A 17,515-nucleotide genomic window follows, 5' to 3' on the forward strand; every position below is an offset into this window, starting at 1 on the left:
CACCGAAGGTGGGGGGCCACAGCGCAATGCTGCGGCCCCACCCACATTTGGACGTCAATCAAGTTCCTATGTTTACCTGACCCAGCCAACTGATCCAAGATCCGATTAAATCGCCTAAACACGAAATAACCAGCATAGCAATAGCGATCAGGCAGGAAATAAACTCCTTCCCACCTCCTTCTTTCGTGCCATATTTTACATTATTGTATTTGATTAATATAGCAACCCCAGACCACATTGCGATAAACACAGAGAACACCACCAAGAGAAATACTATTGCAACTGCGTGACCCGCAGCACCCACACTAAATGCAGCAGATGCCCTCTGGGTAAAACTTCCCGATCTCACAGCATTCTTAAGAGCCAAAAATACATTTGACGTAGTGACACGATGAACCGAAACCCAAAGCAAGACACCGAACAGAAAGTAACCAAGAAGATAAATCTTTTTCACTGAAACATTCCCAATCAAGGAAAAAATCAGCAAAAACAGCACGAAGACGCTACCCGCAGTAGCAACCCCAGTCAAAACTAAATCCCCAAAAACCCCCACCCCGACGAGAACGCATGCAAGTATCGCAACAGCGGAGATTATAAGAATAAACGCATCGTCATTTGATGAGGTCGCCCTAGAAGGGTACATGTTATAGGTGTTGTACGTCCTATTATCATGCTTTTCTATAGTTGCCACATTCCTATTCCCAGCGATGTAGATCTGACCTCCATCACTTCCTTTATTATTTCTGGACGACATCATCGTCGGCACAAGAGCGGCAATTACCGCCCCAACAACACCAATAATCGATGCGACAATAGTGTCCGACATGTGCCATACTTCCTTTACAGTGGACGCAACTAATCGCAGATTAACACGACAAATCCTACAACTCAACCACTATACTTAATAGGGAGGTAATACTCGATACAGCTTGAAGCAAACAGATTCAACTATATGAACTGATAGAATCGCACGAACACATCAATACTCGATGACAGTGCTCGCTGATGAATTCAACACTCCACGACGTTGACGGCCAGTCCCCCGCGGGAGGTCTCCTTGTACTTGGCGAGCATGTCCTCGCCGGTCTGGCGCATCGTCTCGATGACGGTGTCGAGGCTGACGGCGTGCCGACCCTCGCCCCACAGGGCCATGCGGGCGGCGTTGATGGCCTTGACGGCGGCCACCGCGTTGCGCTCGATGCAGGGGATCTGGACGAGCCCGCCCACCGGATCGCAGGTGAGCCCCAGGTTGTGCTCCATGGCGATCTCAGCGGCGTTCTCCACCTGGGCCGGCGTCCCGCCCAGGGCCTCGGCCAGGCCGGCGGCTGCCATCGAGGAGGCCGATCCGACCTCCCCCTGGCAGCCCACCTCGGCCCCCGCGATGGAGGCATTGGTCTTGATGAGCCCGCCCACAGCGGTGGCGGCCAGCAGGAAGCGGCGGGCGCCGTCGTCGTCGGCCCCGGGGATGAAGCGCTCGTAGTAGGCCAGGACCGCCGGGACGATGCCGGCCGCGCCGTTGGTGGGGGCGGTGACGACGCGGCGCCCGGCGGCGTTCTCCTCGTTGACCGCGAGCGCGAACAGGTCCACCCAGTCCATGCCGCGCAGGGGGTCGGCCATGGTGAAGGCCGCGGCCGGGCCAGTCGACTGGGCACGCAGCCGCTCGTGGAGGGCCTTGGCGCGGCGGCGCACCCCGAGCCCGCCGGGCAGGATTCCCTCGGCACTCATGCCGGCCTCGATGCAGGCTCGCATCGTAGTGCGCAGGCGGTCCAGGTAGGCCATGACCTCCCCCCGGCTGCGGGCGGAGAGCTCGTTGGCCAGGACGACGTCGGACACGCTCAGACCCTCGCGCTCGCAGATCACCAGCATCGCGGCCGACGTAGTGAAGGGGAAAGGAGCGCGGGTGGCGTGGGCCTGGGTGGCGGAGGCGGTCGCCAGGGCCTGGATCGACGGCGATCCGGGGGCGCCGACGTCCTCCATGACGAAGCCGCCGCCCACGGAGTAGTAGGTGCGACGCAGGATCTCGGCGCCGCTGGCGCAGTAGGCGGTCAGGGTCATGCCGTTGACGTGGTAGGGCAGGACCCGGCCGGGCAGAAAGTGGATGTCGGCACTCGGACTGAAGGGGACGGGGCCGACACCGTCGACCACCAACTCGCCGGCGGCCTCGACCTCCTCCATGAGGGACTCGCACACGACTGCTGGGACGGTTTCGGGCTCGTAGCCGGCCAGCCCCATGACGGTGGCGCGGTCGGTGGCGTGCCCGCGTCCGGTGGCGCCGAGCGAGCCGTAGAGCTCGACGGTGACGCGGGTGGGCTGCGGCAGGCCGGCGCCGGAGACCGGTGAGGTGCACTCTCCGTCGGACGCCCCCGCGCCGCCCGGGCGGACAGCCTCGGCCAGCTCCCGACTGAAGGCGCGGCCGGCCCGCATGGGGCCTACGGTGTGGGAGGAGGAGGGGCCGATACCGATGCGCATGAGGTCGAAGACGCTCAGCGGGCGGGGTGCCTGCTCGACGTCGATGGCCCCGGCCAGGAGGGCGGCGGGCGTAGCCGAGTCCAGGGCCGTGGAGACGAGGGCAGTCTCCGGAGCAGGAGCCGACATGCCGGTGGCAGTGGGACCCGCCGAGCCGTCAGGGCCGGCGACGGCGGAGGTGTGTGTCGAGATGGAGAGTCCACGGCTGGTCACATCCCCATGATGCACGCCCGGCGCCCGGGCTCCCAAGTTCGACGAGCTCGCGCCGATCTGCCGTCAGTCGGTGGGGCGCACCAGCCACCAGGCGGCGTAGGGCGGCACGGGCACTCGCCCGTCCCCCGCCCCCTCCAGTGAGGTTGACCCGAAGGGGACCGTGTCGGTCAGGACGTCGGTGGCCCCCATGACCCCGAGCCGGGCGAGCTGGTCGGCGGCCACCGAGCGCCACTGCGGCGTCACGTTGTACACGCCCACGAAGCTGCCGCGCGGGTGGTCACGGTAGGTCACCAGCACCCCGGGGTCGTCAACATCCTGGACCTGGGTGCGCACGACGGCATCGAGCTGAGGCAGGTCGGCGCGCACCCGCGCCATGTGCGCCAGGTCGGTGAAGACGCGCCCCTCGACGGTGGAGCGATCATGCCGGTTGGCCAGCCGGGTCTCGTCGAGACGGGGCCGCCCGGCCCAGCGCGAGTCGGCCTCGTGACCGGGCTCGGTGTCCCAGTTGGGGTCGTTGGGCTGGGCGAGCTCGTCCCCGCTCCACAGGACGGGGATGCCGCCCCACCCATAGAGGATGGCGTAGGCCATGCGCAGAGCGTGGATCCGCTCCTCACGCCAGGTCCACAGCGACTCGACCTCATGCTCGGGGGTCGCATCGGTGACACCCTCCCAGGCCTCGGCGGCGGCCTCGATCCCGATGAGCGAGGCCGCCGTTCCGGCGATGCGCCGGTCCCCGGTGACCGGGTTGTACTGGAAGACGAGGCCCGCCGCGTCGGAGGTGGGGTACTCGCCGCCGTACCAGTCGGCGAGGAATGCCCGATGGTCGTAGCCGCCCAGGCCGACGGCGGCCGCGTCGTCGTCGTCGATGGCCCAGCCGATATCGTCGTGGCAGCGCAGGTAGGTGATCCAGGTGGCTGTGGACGGCTCGACCGGCAGGCCCTGGAGCGCCTCGACGGCCAGCGTCGTGTCACGCGCGGCGAGCATGGACCAGACCTGGACCATGAGGGAGTTGTGGTAGGCCAGGTCGGAGACCTTGCCGGTGTACTTGCCCTGTCCGAGGTACTGGAGGAGCTCGGTAGGGGCCACGATCGCCTCGGCCTTGAGGTCGACGGCGGGGCAGGCGATGCGGGTCAGGGCACGCAGCACCTCGGTGATGGCGTGGACCTCGGGCTGGCCCTGGCAGTCGGTGCCCAAGCGCTTGATGGTGAAGGCGATGGCATCCAGGCGCAGCACCTCGACGCCGCGGTTGGCCAGGTCCAGGACGATGGCGGCGAACTCGGCCATGACATGGGGGTTGCGCCAGTTGAGGTCCCACTGGAAGGAGTTGAAGGTGGTCCACACCCAGCCGTTGACGTCATCGTCCCAGGTGAAGTTGCCGGGAGCGAAGTCGGGGAAGACCTCCGGCAGGGTGCGCTCGTAGGCGTCGGGCTCGGTGCGGTCAGGGAAGATGAGGAAGTAGTCGCGATAGCGCTGCTCGCCGGCGCGCGCCCGCACCGCCCACTCGTGCTCGGCGGCCACGTGGTTGAGGACGAGGTCCACCACCAGGGAGATCCCCTCGGCGCGCAACTCGCCGGCCAGGTGCTCGAGGTCGTCCATGGTGCCCAGGTCCGGGCGCACGGTGCGGTAGTCGGCCACCGCGTAGCCGCCGTCGGAGTCGCCGGGGCGCGGCGTGAGCAGGGGCATGAGGTGGAGGTAGGTGACACCCAGCTCGCGCAGGTAGTCGATGCGGTCCTCCACGCCGCGCAGGGTGCCGGCGAAGCGCTCAGTGTAGGCGGCATATCCGACACGGCCGGGGTGCTGGGCCCAGGCGGGGTCGAGAGTGCGGGCCAGGTCCAGACGGCACAGCTCATGCTCGCGCTCCGCGTAGGCCCGGGCGGCCAGGGCCAGCAGGTTGAGCGCCGTGGCCTCGGCGGCGTCCCCGTAAAGGGTGGTGAGCCCATCGAGGAGGTCTGGATACCAGGCCTCGGCGCGCGTGAGGAAGATGTCACGCTCGGCGGCCTCAAGCGGATCCAGGACGTGGAAGACGATGTCGTCGAGGGATGACGGGAGGGACGTGGCGGCGCTCATAGATCTATGGTCGCGTATATGGGCGCCTGGAGCGAGTGCCTGGGGCCGATGAGCTAGGCACCGACCCGCTGAGGCAGGTCGCGAGCAGGGAACCACATGACCTTTCGCCCTTGCTTGGAACTGGTGAGCAGACCCCGACGCTCGAGGCCCTGCAGGTCCGTGCGGGCTGTCTGCGGGACGACACCATGGGTCGTTCGGTGCTCTTCCACGGTCACGCTGCCGGAAGGATTGCGAAGGAAGATCTCAACAAGCGCGACCTGCCGGTGGTTGAGTCCGAGGTCGCGCAGGAGCCGTGTGGCTTCGCGCAGCTGGCCGGTCTTGCGTGCCAGGTAGGCATCGAGCTCGTCGATCGCCTGTACCACGACCTGTGCCTGAGCCAGGAAGAAGTACGTGAGGTCCCCTTCATCTTGCTCGGTGAGCAGGAAGCTGCGCGCGTACTTCGCCGGGGCCTTGCGCAGCAGGCGCGAGATCGACAGGAACTCAGTGAGGAAGAAGCCCTGGCGGAGCATTGACCAGTAGAAGACGGCCCGTGAGGTACGACCGTTGCCGTCCGCGAAGTAGTGGTCGTAGCCCATCATGAAGTGCAGCGTGAGCGCGCGCAGGAGCGGTGGCATGTAGGGGACTGTGCTGTCAGAGCGGTCGGAGTCGTTGGCAAAGCCGCATAGAGTCTCAAGTCGTTCGGGCAGGGTCTCGGCCGGGGGTGGGACGTGAAGGATCTGCTCCTCGGTCTGGGTGCCGTAGATGCGGACTCTCGCATCCCCCGGGCGCTGAAGTCGACCGGCGTCAGCCGGGTCATCGAGCGCGCCGTCTGTGACGATCCGGTGGATCTCACATACAAGCCCGGGCGTCAGCCGCTCGTCCTTGAGCTCGATGACACGCTGCATCGCACTGTAGTTGTTGAGGATCATCTGCTCGCTACGGTCACGGGGGGCCCGGTCCTCCCTCAGCATCTGCTTGGCCCGTACCCGAGAGGTCGAGGCCCCCTCCAACTGCGAGGAGGTCATCGCCTCCTCGATGAGGGAGCGCACGAGGTAGCGATCTCGCGTCGCGGCATTGGCGATGGGCTCGGGCAGCTCAACCTGCCCCCGCGCCCGTGCGGACACGTCATCGATGACGCGCAGGAGTGGGTCTGGCAGGTTGTAGGTGAACCGGGTGCCGTCCTTCATCGTGAACGGAGTGGGCCGGGCTGTCTGGGTTCGGCGCAGCCGCACGGCCGCCCACCACTGCTCACGTGTGAGGCCAGCTGGAGGATTGTGGCGGAAGAACCAGTCCCAAGGCCGGTAGTCGGTGTCCGCCGTCGACGGCGACACGAGCACCTCAGTCAGGCGGCCGTCCTCAGCCAGGTGAGCCAGAAGCACCTCCATGGCCGCTGGAGATGGAACAGGAACCTTCATGACGCAGAACCTCACTGCCGACCTGTCGTTTGTTGCTAATCTAGCCCAAATTAGCAGTTGCTGACAGTTGTGGACATCATGTTTGCGCTGGACCCTGTGCGCGGGCACGCTTCTTCCCATGACTACAGTCGACAAGCCCCGAACTCCGATCGCCCTGACCATCGCCGGCTCCGAGGCCTCGGGCGGCGCCGGCGCCCAGACCGACCTCAAGACCTTCCACACCCTCGGAGTCTTCGGCTGCACGGCCCTGACCTGCATCGTGTCGATGGACCCCAAGGACGGGTGGAACCACCGCTTCGTGCCGGTGGACCCCGGTGTCATCGCCGACCAGATCGAGACCTGCGCCGCCGTCCACTCGCGCGTCGACGCCGTCAAGATCGGCATGCTGGGCACGGCGCCCACCATCGATGTCGTCGAGCAGGCCCTGGAGACCTACGACTTCCCCGCAGTGGTGCTCGACCCGGTCCTCATCTGCAAGGGCCAGGAGTTCGGGGGCGCCCTCGAGGTGGACAACGCCTTGCGCACCAAGATCCTGCCGCGCGCCACGATGACCACCCCGAATCTCTTCGAGGCCGCCACGCTGGCGGGCATGGAGGAGATCACCACGGTCTCCCAGCTCAAGGACGCCGCCAAGCGCATCCACGATCACGGGGTCCCCAACGTCCTGGCCAAGGCCGGCCCGTCGCTGGGCACCGGTACCGCTCTGGACATCTTCTACGACGGCACCACCCTGGAGGTCCTCGAGGTCGAGGCCGTGGGCACCGAGCGCGTCCACGGCGCCGGCTGCACTCTGGCCGCTGCGGTGACCGCCGAGCTCGCCAAGGGCGCCGCCCCGCTTCAGGCCGCCGTCACCGCCAAGGAGGTCGTCTCCTCCTCCATCCGGCACGGGCTGCGCGGCAACATGCCCTTCCTCTACGTCTATCAAGGGGAGTTCCGGAAGGCCTGAAACCGGCTTCCCGACAATAGCGGCAGACCGTAGTACCTGGTATCGGTTCTCACCGCCGCCCATGTCGCGATACATGTCGCGGCATGGGGCCCGCTCTTGTCGAACGACCGGGTCGGCACCTCGTCTACCGGGGGCAGCCGCGCAAACGCACCGAGAGGCAGGTAACGCAGCCCTCAAGCTTCTCGAACTCCGAGATGTCCACCTCGGTGACCTCGTAGCCCCGCGAGCGGAAGAGCTCGGCGCTACGCGGAGCATCAGCCGCCATGAGCAGGTGCGAGCCTCCCAGGAGGACGACGTGGGCTCCGCTCTCCTCGGGAACCGCCAGGAAACTGTCCCACAGGGTCGGATCGTCCACCAGGGGCTCGTAACCGATGACGGTTCCGTCCGGAAGCATCGTCACCGCGGACTTCAGATGCAGCACCTTGGTCAATGGCACACCGATCGTCTCCGCCCCCTCGGCCACCAGGTGCTCACGCAGTTGGCGCAGCCCCTCCGCATTGCTGCGACCGCCCTGCCCCACCCAGACCTTCCCGCCGAACTTGAGGACGTCACCGCCGTCGAGCGTTCCGGGGGCCTCGATGCGCTTCACGTCATACCCGAGCTCACGCACCGACTTCTCGACGGCGTCCACCTCGGGCTTGCGCTCATCGGCCCCCGGCCGAGTGACAACGGCGACGCTGCCATAGACCACTACCGCGTCCTCGACGAAGACGGCATCGGGGCAGTCAGGCGCCTCGTCGACCTCAATGGTCTCCCAGCCGGCCGTATGGAGCGCATCCACATAGTCTCGCCACTGCCGCTGCGCCAGGTCGCAGTCCACCTCCGTACGGTCGATATGGGTGACAAGACCCTCCGAGAGCCGCGGACCAGGACGGCGCACCAACGCCTTAGTCGTCTCCAACGAGATACTCCTTTCATGAGAACCCGCAAAGGGCTCGGCGGAACGTGGTAGAAAACTACATCGACCCGCATGAACATGCACGTCACACCCATACCGTCTATCTGGACAAGGAGGACCCGATGAGCGATCCCTCCACCGCGCTTCCCCATGCTCCCCACAGCGTCGATTCCGACGTCCCTGACGAGACCTCCTCCCACGGCTCCCTGAAGCGCAACCTGAAGGTTCGCCACATCAACCTCATCGCGCTGGGCGGAGCAATTGGTACCGGCCTGTTCGTGGGCACCGGCGCCTCGATCTCCTCGGCGGGGCCAGGAGGCGCTGTGCTCTCCTACGGGATCATCGGCCTGGCGATCTACTTCATGATGGGCGCACTGGGAGAGATGATCACTCATCGCCCCGTCGCCGGCGCCTTCGAGACCTTCACCTCCGACTACGTGGACCCCGCTCTGGGATTCACGGTGGGCTGGATGTACTGGTACAGCTGTGCAATGACGATCGCCGTGGAACTGGTAGCGGCCTCCATTGTCATGAAGTACTGGTTCCCCGCCTCGCCGTCACTTCTGTGGAGCGGGGCCTTCCTGACAATCATTCTGCTGCTCAACCTTTTCTCCGCCCGCGTCTTCGGCGAGGCGGAGTTCTGGTTCGCCGGCATCAAGGTCATCACCGTCATAGTCTTCCTGGTTCTGGGTGTCGCGATGATCATCGGCATCCTCAGCGGACACGACGGCGGTCTATCCAACTGGAGCACGGGCGAGGCACCTTTCGTCCACGGGTTCACCGGCACCCTGTCCGTACTCATGGTGGCCGGATTCTCCTTCGTGGGGATCGAGTCGGCCGCCGTGGCCGCCGGCGAGGCCGAGAACCCCCGCACGACAATGCCCCGCTCCATCAACTCCGTGTTCGTCAGGATCATGCTGTTCTACGTCGGCGCCATCGCCGTGGTCGCCACTCTCGTGGCCTACACCGACCCACGTCTGCTCAGCAGCTCGGAATCCAACATCGCCGCCAGCCCCTTCACCCTCGTCCTGGAGCGAGCGGGACTGGCGGCGGCGGCCGCCCTCATGAACGCCGTCGTTCTGACGTCAGTGCTCTCGGCCGGCAACTCGACGCTCTATGTGGGCAGCCGGCTGCTGTACTCGATGGCCGGCGCCGGACATGCACCACGTATCTTCGGACGAGTGACCTCCCGAGGCGTCCCAGTATGGGGCGTCCTGGCCACCATCATCATCTCCATGCTCGGGTTCCTGTCCAGCCTGGTCGGCGACTCGGTGGCCTACACCTGGTTCTACAACGCCACCGGATTGACCGGCTTCATCGTCTGGGCGGCCGTGTGCGTGGCACACCTGCGCTTCCGAGCGGCCTGGAAGGCCCAGAACCGCAACGTATCCGAGCTGCCCTACCGCGCCAAGCTCTTCCCAGCGGGTACCTGGTTCGCACTCATCGTCTTCGTCGGAGTCATCCTCGGTCAGGGCATCGGCCTGGTCCTGGACGGGTTCAGCTGGTACGGCCTCCTCGTCGCATACATCGGGCTACCGATCACCGCCATCCTGTTCCTCGGCTACAAGCTGGTCCGCCGCTCCAGACCCGCCGCCCTGTCTCAGATCGACCTTTCGGCTCCTGAAATCGGGTAACGACGACGCACCGGGCGGCGGGCGGAGCGCCGACACCGGGACGCTCTGAGAACCACCGACGGCGAGTTCCCATGTCCCGGTAGATAGACAACCTAGTAACTAGGTAGACTATTAAGCGTGGACGCTTCGACATCCCGCCTCCTGCGCGGGTTCCTGGAACCCTGCCTGCTCTCACTGCTGGCCGAACGCGCCGACTACGGTCTGTCCCTGTCTCGGCGACTCACGGTCTCCGGCTTGGAAGCAATACCCGGCGGCACGCTCTACCCGGCCCTCATGCGCCTGGAGAAGCGCGGCCTCGTCGCGGTCTCCTGGCACCCCTCCACCTCCGGACCGGCCCGCAAGTACTATGAGCTGACCGAGGCCGGACGTACCGAACTCGCCGCACGCCGGACCGAGTGGCGAACCTTCTCCACGGCGGTCGGCGGCCTCATCGAGGGTCGGACCGCCCGGGCAGAGGCCTCCTCGTGAGCCGCTTTGAGGAAGCCCTCGGCCGGACGGCGGACACAGCCGACTGGTACCGAAACTTCGAGGCGGAGCTCGCCACTCGCGGACTGCCGGTCCCCGAAGTCGTGCGTACGGTCGCCTCGACCCGCGCCGAGGCGGAGGCGGCCGGCGCACAGCCCAAGGACCTGTACGGACCGGCGGTCCTCTACGCCCGCGAGGTCGCCTCCGCCTTGCGGGATTATCAGGCAACGACACCCGCTCCCACCACTGCCACCCCTGTCGTCCTGCGATTGACGAACGTGTCCGCACGCCGCGGTGGCCGCACCGTCCTGTCAGGCATCAACCTCACCATCCACCGCAGCGAGGTGGTCGCCGTCGTCGGAGCCAACGGCGCCGGCAAGTCGACCCTGCTCCAACTCTGCGCGGGCCTGCTGCGCGCAAGCGGTGGGAGCATCGAGAGGACGCCGCGCTTCGGCTACGCACCCCAGCTCGACTCCCTGGCACCGCTGCTCACGGTCGATGAACACCTTCGCCTCTTCGGGGCAGCGCGCGGCATGCGGCGGGGCCGCTCCGTCTCAACGGGTCGCCGTCTTCTGACCCGTCTGGGCTGGACCGTCCGCGGAGACCAGACCGCCGGGATGCTCTCCGGCGGTACCCAACAGAAGCTCAACGTCGCCCTCGCCCAGCTCGACGCGCCCGATCTGCTCCTGCTGGACGAGCCCTACCAGGGCCTGGACTCCCTGGCCTACGAGGACCTGTGGAGACTCATCTCCTCATGGCGCGCCTCAGGCGCGGGAGTCCTGCTCGTCACCCACCTGCTGCAAGACATCGACCTCGTCGACCGCGTCATCGAGCTGCCGGCCCCGCAGGAGAGCAGCGGCAGGACGCCCCACTGGGCACTCCGCCCGACTCGGCGGAAGGAGCCCGCATGAGCACCTCACCCATCCAGTCCACACCACAGACCGAGTCGCCCCACACCGGGGGCCCCCGGTTCCGGTCGACGGCCGCGACCGCGGGTCTGGTCACCCTCATCACCCTGCGTGAGCTCGCCCGACGGCGCGGCGCACTCACGCTGGCGGCCCTCCTACCGCTGGTCTTCTACCTGGTGCGCCTGGAGACGCACTGGACCGCCATCCGGCTCCTGTCGATCGGCCTGGGGTGGGCGACGGCGACACTGGCGCTGTTCACACAGGTCTCGTCCCGGTCGGTGGACCGCCGTCTCGCAGTGAGCGGGGCACCACCCACCGCACTGCTTCTGGGCAGATACCTCGCTGTCCTCGGGCTGGGGTGGACCATTGGCCTGCTCTACACCGGTCTTGTGCTGGTCACGATCAGCGATGAGCTCACCCACCCGAGCGCGGTACCGGTCATGCTGCTACTGACTGCCACTGTGGCCACTCCCCTGGGCTCCCTGGCAGCCGCCCTGGTCCCACGGGACCTGGAGGGTGCGCTCCTGCTGCTATCGGTCATGGCGATTCAAGTGCTTGTCGACCCCTCCGAGGGCTGGACCCGGGTTCTACCGCTGTGGTCGACGCGGGAGCTGGCCAGTGTCGTCGTGGAGAATCTGGGATCCGACGCCGCCACTCACCTGCACCGGGGACTGGCGCATGTCGCCGTCATGGCCGTCCTGCTGACGGTCGCGAGCTGGACTGTGGGCGCCCTGCGCCTGCGCACGGTCAGCCTCCCGGCTCCCGACGACGCCCGGCCGGCCTACTCGTAGGCGGGCTCAGGGGTGACATCGCGCGCCATGTTGGCGAAGCGCGACACGTGCCCCTGGAAGGCCACCGGGATGGTGCGGGTCTGCCCGTTGCGGTGCTTGGCCACGATGATGTCGGCCTCGCCGGGGCGCTCCTCGTTGTTGTAGTACTCCGGGCGGTGCAGCAGGATGATGATGTCCGCGTCCTGCTCCAGGGACCCGGACTCACGCAGGTCACTCATCTGCGGCTTGTTGCCGGTTCGCTGCTCAGGACCGCGGTTGAGCTGGGCGACAGCGATCACCGGGATCTCCAGCTCCTTGGCCAGCAGCTTGAGGGAGCGGGAGAACTCGGAGACCTCCTGCTGACGCGACTCGACCCGCTTGCCCGAGCTCATGAGCTGAAGGTAGTCGATGACCATGAGGCCCAGGTTGTGCTGCTGCTTCATGCGCAGCGCCTTGGAGCGGATCTCCGGCATCGTGAGGTTGGGTGAGTCGTCGATGAACAGCGGCGCGTTGGAGACGGGGTTGTAGGCCACGGCGACGTCGGTCCAGTCGCGGTCCTCCATCTGGCGAGAGCCGCGCAGCTTGTTCATGTCCACGTTGGACTCGGCGGCCAGGATGCGCATCATGAGCTCCATGCGCCCCATCTCCAGGGAGAAGTAGCAGCTGGTGATGCCGTGGTGGATCGAGGCCGAGCGGCAGAAGTCGACCGCCAGGGTGGACTTGCCCATGGCCGGGCGCGCAGCCACGATGATCATCTGACCGGCATGGAGTCCGCCGGTGAGCTCGTCGAGCTCGATGAAGCCGGTGGGCACACCCGTCAGCGCCCCGTTGTCGCGGTTCTGGGCGGCCTCGATCTCCAGGTTGGCCTCCCCCAGGAGCTCTGAGACGGCGACGTAGTCCTCCTTCTCCCCCTCGTGGTGGGCCACCGAGTAGACCTCGGCCTCAGCCAGCGTAACGAGCTCGGCGATGTCACCGGCGTCGGTGGAGTACCCCAGCTGGGTAATGCGGGTGCCGGCCTGGACCAGGCCACGCATGAGCGCCTTGTCCTTGACGATGCGGGCGTAGTAGCCGGCATTGGCCGCGGTGGGGACGGTGGCCATGAGGGAGGCCAGGTAAGGGGCGCCGCCGACGCGCTCGAGCTCGCCGCGCTTGGAGAGCTCGTCGGCCACGATGAGGGGATCAGCGGGCTCGGAGCGGTTGTAGACCTCGACGATGGCGTCGAAGATCGACTCGTGGGCCGAGCGGTAGAACTCCGAGCCGCGCAGGACGTCAATGACGTCAGTGATGGCCTCCTTGCTCAGAAGCATGCCGCCGAGCGTTGCCATCTCCGCCTCGAGGTCCTGCGGAGGCAAGCGGTCGAAGGCGGAGCTGTCGGACCGCACGCTCCCGACGACGTCACCGCCCGAGCCGCCCCGCCCACCCATGCCGTTATCCATCCGGCCACCTTCCGCACTGTTCCGCCGGCTCGCACCGACCCGTCCTACCGCTCCCGACGACGTCGTGCCGCGCCGGAAAAGACGCTCGCCCGCGTGGAGCGCGCGCGTGACGATAACGCCATCAGGATGACCTCGCAAACTCTCAAGTTCACCAGCTCTGGGGATATCAGCACCCCTCCTGTGGGAAGCACCCCATCGCCTGGGGACAGAAGTGACGAGGCTGTGGACACAGATGTGTGCAGTCGGCGCCACCTCTCCGACGGCGATTGATTTTTCATTGGCATCAGTGCAATTCGCCGGTTCAGGGTTCCTATAGGCGTTTCCCACGACATCACAATGTGATCTGTGGACAAGTGGGTAAACCTGTGGACAAACATCACGTTCGACTTGAGGTCCACACCGTTTGTGGCTCCCCTACAGGGTGATCCGCACCAGTTATCCCCAGACCCCGTCATCTCGGCCGAACAACGGCCCCATCAGGCATATACTCAGCAAATATTCAGCCTTCTAGTACTTTCCTCGAAGTCGAATAGTTGTGTGATCCTCCAGGACAATCCGGGCGATCAGTAGCCTCAGTCACGTTCACAACCCATCCCCGCGACCTCATCCTCAACCTCATCCTCAACCTGCTCGTGAGGACCGCCTCGCGCAGTCTCCCTCCGCCGCTCGATGCCGACATTCGGCTCCCGCCCTCGAGCGCCCCGCCCCGCTCCACAGTGGTGGCCACACGCCGCCACGGAGGCTTCCCGCGCCCTCACTCCACAGCGCTTCTTACCACCCGGGGACTGTCGACACCCTGATGCTCCGAGACGTCCCCCTGGTCCACAATGGGGGCCGTGCCCGACACCATCACCCCCGCCTCCAGAGGCCTCAACCGGCAGATCCTGTCCCTGGCTCTGCCTGCGCTGGGGGCTCTGATCGCCGAGCCTCTCTTCGTACTGGCGGACTCGGCGATGGTCGGCCATCTCGGCGCGGTGAGCCTGGCAGGCCTGTCGCTGGCCTCCACGATCCTGATGACGACGGTAGGGCTGTTCGTCTTCCTGGCCTACGCCACCACGGCGACGACGGCGCGTCTGTTCGGGGCCGGCCGACGCACCGAGGGCCTGCGGGCCGGCGTCGACGGGATGTGGCTGGCGCTCCTGCTGGGGCTGGGGACAGGAGCCCTTCTGGGGCTAGCCGCCCCGTGGCTGACTGACGCGATGGGCGCCCACGGCCCCGTGGCGCAGGCCGCCGTCGCCTATCTGCACACCTCCTGCCCGGGGCTGCCCGGCATGTTCGTCGTTCTGGCGGCCACCGGTGTGCTGCGCGGACTACTGGACACGCGCACACCTTTTGTCGTGGCCGCCGCCGGGGCGGCACTCAACGTGGCCGTCAACGCGATCCTGCTGTACGGCGCTGGGATGGGGATCGCGGGCTCAGGCGCGGGTACCGCCATCGCGCAGACCGCCATGGCGCTGGCTCTGGTCCGCCCGATCGTCCAGGAGGCCCGGGGGGCCGGCGTAGGGCTGCTGCCTCACCGTCGGGGCCTGCGGGCCTCCCTGGGCAGCGGCACGCCGCTGCTCATCCGCTCCCTGAGCCTGCGGGTGGCGATTCTGGCCACCGTGTGGGCGGCGACAGCGCTCGGGGAGGTGTCCCTGGCCGCGCACCAGGTGGTAGGCGCCCTGTGGAACTTCGCCGCCTTCGCCCTGGATGCGCTGGCCGTGGCCGCGCAGGCGCTCATCGGTACCGCCCTGGGACGGGCACAGAGAGCCGACGAGACAGCCAGTCAAGCAGCTGACGAGACCGTCGAGGAGGCCGATACTCGGAACGCCTCGGCAACGGCAGGATGGTCCATCGACGAGCTCCTGCGACGGATGCTGATCTGGGGCGCGGGAACCGGCTTGCTCATCGGGGTAGTCATGGCGGCGGGCGCCGGCTGGCTGCCGCGAGCCTTCACCTCCGACGCGGGCGTCATCGCGGTGACAACGCCGACGCTCCTGGTCGCGGCGAGCGCACTGCCGCTGGCCGGGGTCGTCTATCTGCTCGATGGTGTCCTCATGGGCGCCGGTGACGGCCGCTACCTGGCAGGGGCGGGTCTAGTGACACTGGTCCCCTACGTCCCCCTGGCGCTGCTCATCGGCAGCGGCGCGATGCCGGGGGCCGCCGGCTCGACGTCGGGCCTCATCCAACTGTGGGTCGCCTTCGCCTGGGTCTTCATGGCCGCCCGCGGCGCCACCACCTACCTGCGCGCCCGCGGCACCGCCTGGCGCCACTGATATCAGCCCCTCACTGCCTCCGGTACCCTTCCCTGCTCGTTCGCACCTCGTGTCTCGCGTTCGGGGGGTCGAGGGTTCGAACGCGCGACCTACCCTATGACCCGAACAGCCAGCACGACGCCGTCGAGCCGGTACCTCACGGTTGTAAGGCCCGGCCCGACGGCGGAAGGATGCCCGGCGCTCAGCGCGCGGGGACGACGTTGACCTCGAGAGGGGCCACGACGTCGGCGTGCAGGCGCACGGAGGCACTGTGACGGCCGGTCGACTTGATCGGCGGCACGACCTGGATCTTGCGACGGTCGACGGCGGGGCCGCCGGCGGCCTTGACGGCGTCGGCCAGGGCCGCGGTGGTGACGGCGCCGAAGAGCCGGCCGTTGTCACCGGCGGTGGCGGAGACGGTGACGACGTTCTCCTGCAGCCAGGCCCGCGCGGTCTGGGCGTGCTCAAGGGACTCGATGGAGCGCTTGCGGCGCGCCTCGGTCATCTGGTCAATCTGGCGCTGGGCGCCCTTGGTCCACGGGGTGGCCAGCTTGCGGGGCAGGAGGTAGTTACGGGCGTAGCCGTCCTTGACCTCCACGACCTCACCGGCGGAGCCGAGGTGGGAGACGTCGTGCGTGAGGATGAGCTTGGTGGTCATTGCGCGAGCCTCCGATCAGCGAGCCGAGCTCGAGTAGGGCAGCAGAGCCATCTCGCGGGCGTTCTTCACGGCCTTGGCGATCTTGCGCTGCTCCTGGACGGAGACGCCGGTGACGCGACGGGCGCGGATCTTGCCGCGGTCGGAGATGAACTTCCGCAGCGTGGCGGTGTCCTTGTAGTCGATGGTGCCGACCTTGATGGCCTTGACGGGGCTGACCTTCTTCTTCGGCTTGCGAAGTTGGGGCTTCGCCATGGTGGTACTCCTTGGTCTGAGCGCCTGGGCGCTCTACGAGATGAAAAGTGTGATGTGGGGAACGTGTCGACGACGTCGCGGATCAGAACGGGGGCTCGTCACCGAAGGAGGTGGAGCCGCCCGTGGCCCACGGGTCGTCCACGGCTCCGCCGGCGGGGGCGTTGTACCCGGACTGACCCTGGCCGATGCCGCCACCAGCGTTGTTGTAGCCACCCTGCTGGGGGCCGCCCTGGTTGTATCCGCCCTGGTTGCCGAAGCCTCCGCCCTGAGGGCCGGCCTGGCCTCCCTGGTTGCCGAAGCCGCCCTGGCCGCCGCCACGCGGCTGGCGGGTGACCTGGGCCTTGGCGTAGCGCAGGGAGGGTCCGATCTCATCGACCTGCATCTCAACCACTGTGCGGTTCTCGCCCTCACGGGTGGTGAAGGAGCGCTGGACCAGGCGGCCCTGGACGATGACGCGCGTGCCCTTGGTCAGCGACTCGGCCACGTTCTCCGCGGCGTCGCGCCAGATCGAGCAGCGCATGAACAGGGTCTCCCCGTCCTTCCACTCGCCGGCGGCGCGGTCGAAGGTGCGCGGCGTGGAGGCGACGGTGAAGGAGGCCACCGCTGCCCCGGAGGGCGTGAAGCGCATCTCGGGGTCCGCGGTGAGGTTCCCGACGATGGTGATGATGGTGTCTCCGGCCATGGCGTTGTCTCCGTTCCCGGTAGAGGCTCAGGCCTCGGGACGCAGCAGCTTGGTGCGCAGGACGGTCTCGTTGAGGCCGAGCTGGCGGTCGAGCTCCTGGGCGATCTCAGGCGTGGTGGTCATGTCCACGACGGCGTAGAAGCCCTCGGACTTCTTCTTGATGTCGTAGGCCAGCCGGCGCTTGCCCCAGATGTCGACCTTGTCCACGGTGCCCCCGTTGCTGGGGACGACCTGCAGCAGCTTCTCGAGCGTCGCGTTGGCGGTGCGCTCGTCCGTCTCGGGGTCGAGAATGATCATGATCTCGTAGTGACGCATGCTTGGTACCCACCTCCTCTGGTCTGTGGCGGTCACGGTCCTTCCGTGACAGGAGGGTGATGCGTGCGGCGCACCATCCGACGGACAGAGGTTTCATCCGCCCGACGACGCAGCCAGTCCGCCACATTACCGGACAACCCGACGGCCCTGAAAGCCGAGACGGTGGGCCGACGACGT

16 protein-coding genes are annotated in these 17,515 nt (G+C 66.8%); 6 read left to right on the top strand and 10 right to left on the bottom strand.

Annotation, left to right across the window (positions count from 1 at the left end):
* Window positions 1–58 precede the first annotated feature (58 nt).
* From RWR81_RS02200 to RWR81_RS02215, 4 genes are all read right to left on the bottom strand, one after another.
* Window positions 59–826, bottom strand: a complete 768-nt coding sequence (locus RWR81_RS02200; protein WP_314453757.1) for a hypothetical protein — start codon at window positions 824–826, stop codon at window positions 59–61.
* A gap of 185 nt (window positions 827–1,011) precedes the next feature.
* Window positions 1,012–2,595 (bottom strand): L-serine ammonia-lyase, encoded by a 1,584-nt coding sequence (locus tag RWR81_RS02205; protein ID WP_314453919.1) that lies wholly within the window; start codon window positions 2,593–2,595, stop codon window positions 1,012–1,014.
* A 147-nt stretch (window positions 2,596–2,742) separates the two neighbouring features.
* The gene (locus RWR81_RS02210) at window positions 2,743–4,746 is read right to left on the bottom strand and encodes an alpha-amylase family protein (protein WP_314453760.1); all 2,004 of its coding nucleotides are present in this window, start codon (window positions 4,744–4,746) and stop codon (window positions 2,743–2,745) included.
* A 53-nt stretch (window positions 4,747–4,799) separates the two neighbouring features.
* Window positions 4,800–6,140 (bottom strand): Fic family protein, encoded by a 1,341-nt coding sequence (locus tag RWR81_RS02215; protein ID WP_314453764.1) that lies wholly within the window; start codon window positions 6,138–6,140, stop codon window positions 4,800–4,802.
* 118 nt (window positions 6,141–6,258) lie between these two features.
* Between RWR81_RS02215 and RWR81_RS02220 the strand changes: the two genes are divergently transcribed.
* Complete coding sequence (locus RWR81_RS02220; RefSeq protein WP_314453767.1) at window positions 6,259–7,086, top strand: hydroxymethylpyrimidine/phosphomethylpyrimidine kinase; 828 nt, start codon at window positions 6,259–6,261, stop codon at window positions 7,084–7,086.
* 124 nt (window positions 7,087–7,210) lie between these two features.
* Here RWR81_RS02220 and ddaH read toward each other — a convergent pair whose 3' ends face one another.
* Window positions 7,211–7,987, bottom strand: a complete 777-nt coding sequence (gene ddaH / locus RWR81_RS02225) for a dimethylargininase (protein ID WP_314453770.1) — start codon at window positions 7,985–7,987, stop codon at window positions 7,211–7,213.
* Between the two features lie 119 nt (window positions 7,988–8,106).
* Between ddaH and RWR81_RS02230 the strand changes: the two genes are divergently transcribed.
* The 4 genes from RWR81_RS02230 (at window position 8,107) to RWR81_RS02245 (ending at window position 11,782) form a co-directional block, all read left to right on the top strand.
* On the top strand, window positions 8,107–9,618 hold the full coding sequence (locus tag RWR81_RS02230; protein ID WP_314453772.1) for an amino acid permease: 1,512 nt from the start codon (window positions 8,107–8,109) through the stop codon (window positions 9,616–9,618).
* A 117-nt stretch (window positions 9,619–9,735) separates the two neighbouring features.
* Window positions 9,736–10,086: a PadR family transcriptional regulator gene (locus tag RWR81_RS02235; protein WP_314453775.1), complete on the top strand. Its 351-nt coding sequence runs from the start codon at window positions 9,736–9,738 to the stop codon at window positions 10,084–10,086.
* On the top strand, window positions 10,083–10,994 hold the full coding sequence (locus tag RWR81_RS02240; protein WP_314453776.1) for an ABC transporter ATP-binding protein: 912 nt from the start codon (window positions 10,083–10,085) through the stop codon (window positions 10,992–10,994). Before RWR81_RS02235 ends, RWR81_RS02240 begins: the two co-directional genes overlap by 4 nt.
* A complete protein-coding gene (locus tag RWR81_RS02245; RefSeq protein WP_314453779.1) occupies window positions 10,991–11,782 on the top strand; it encodes an ABC transporter permease in 792 nt (263 codons plus the stop codon). The genes RWR81_RS02240 and RWR81_RS02245 overlap by 4 nt, the downstream gene beginning before the upstream one ends.
* On the opposite strand, the gene dnaB is transcribed toward RWR81_RS02245, so the two are convergent.
* Window positions 11,773–13,197 (bottom strand): replicative DNA helicase, encoded by a 1,425-nt coding sequence (gene dnaB, locus RWR81_RS02250; RefSeq protein WP_314453781.1) that lies wholly within the window; start codon window positions 13,195–13,197, stop codon window positions 11,773–11,775. The genes RWR81_RS02245 and dnaB overlap by 10 nt on opposite strands.
* Window positions 13,198–14,024: 827 nt before the next feature.
* Between dnaB and RWR81_RS02255 the strand changes: the two genes are divergently transcribed.
* Window positions 14,025–15,452 (top strand): MATE family efflux transporter, encoded by a 1,428-nt coding sequence (locus RWR81_RS02255; RefSeq protein ID WP_314453784.1) that lies wholly within the window; start codon window positions 14,025–14,027, stop codon window positions 15,450–15,452.
* Between the two features lie 181 nt (window positions 15,453–15,633).
* On the opposite strand, the gene rplI is transcribed toward RWR81_RS02255, so the two are convergent.
* The 4 genes from rplI to rpsF all read right to left on the bottom strand — a co-directional run bounded on the left by rplI (window position 15,634) and on the right by rpsF (window position 17,338).
* Window positions 15,634–16,089, bottom strand: a complete 456-nt coding sequence (rplI, locus tag RWR81_RS02260; protein WP_314453788.1) for a 50S ribosomal protein L9 — start codon at window positions 16,087–16,089, stop codon at window positions 15,634–15,636.
* A 15-nt stretch (window positions 16,090–16,104) separates the two neighbouring features.
* Window positions 16,105–16,341, bottom strand: coding sequence for a 30S ribosomal protein S18 (gene rpsR, locus RWR81_RS02265; protein WP_003783656.1), 237 nt, complete (start codon window positions 16,339–16,341; stop codon window positions 16,105–16,107).
* Window positions 16,342–16,423: 82 nt separating this feature from the next.
* Window positions 16,424–17,023, bottom strand: coding sequence for a single-stranded DNA-binding protein (locus RWR81_RS02270; protein WP_314453791.1), 600 nt, complete (start codon window positions 17,021–17,023; stop codon window positions 16,424–16,426).
* Between the two features lie 27 nt (window positions 17,024–17,050).
* Window positions 17,051–17,338: a 30S ribosomal protein S6 gene (rpsF, locus tag RWR81_RS02275; protein ID WP_003788455.1), complete on the bottom strand. Its 288-nt coding sequence runs from the start codon at window positions 17,336–17,338 to the stop codon at window positions 17,051–17,053.
* Window positions 17,339–17,515: the final 177 nt, after the last annotated feature.

This window comes from uncultured Actinomyces sp. (assembly GCF_963526355.1).
GTDB lineage: Bacteria > Actinomycetota > Actinomycetes > Actinomycetales > Actinomycetaceae > Actinomyces.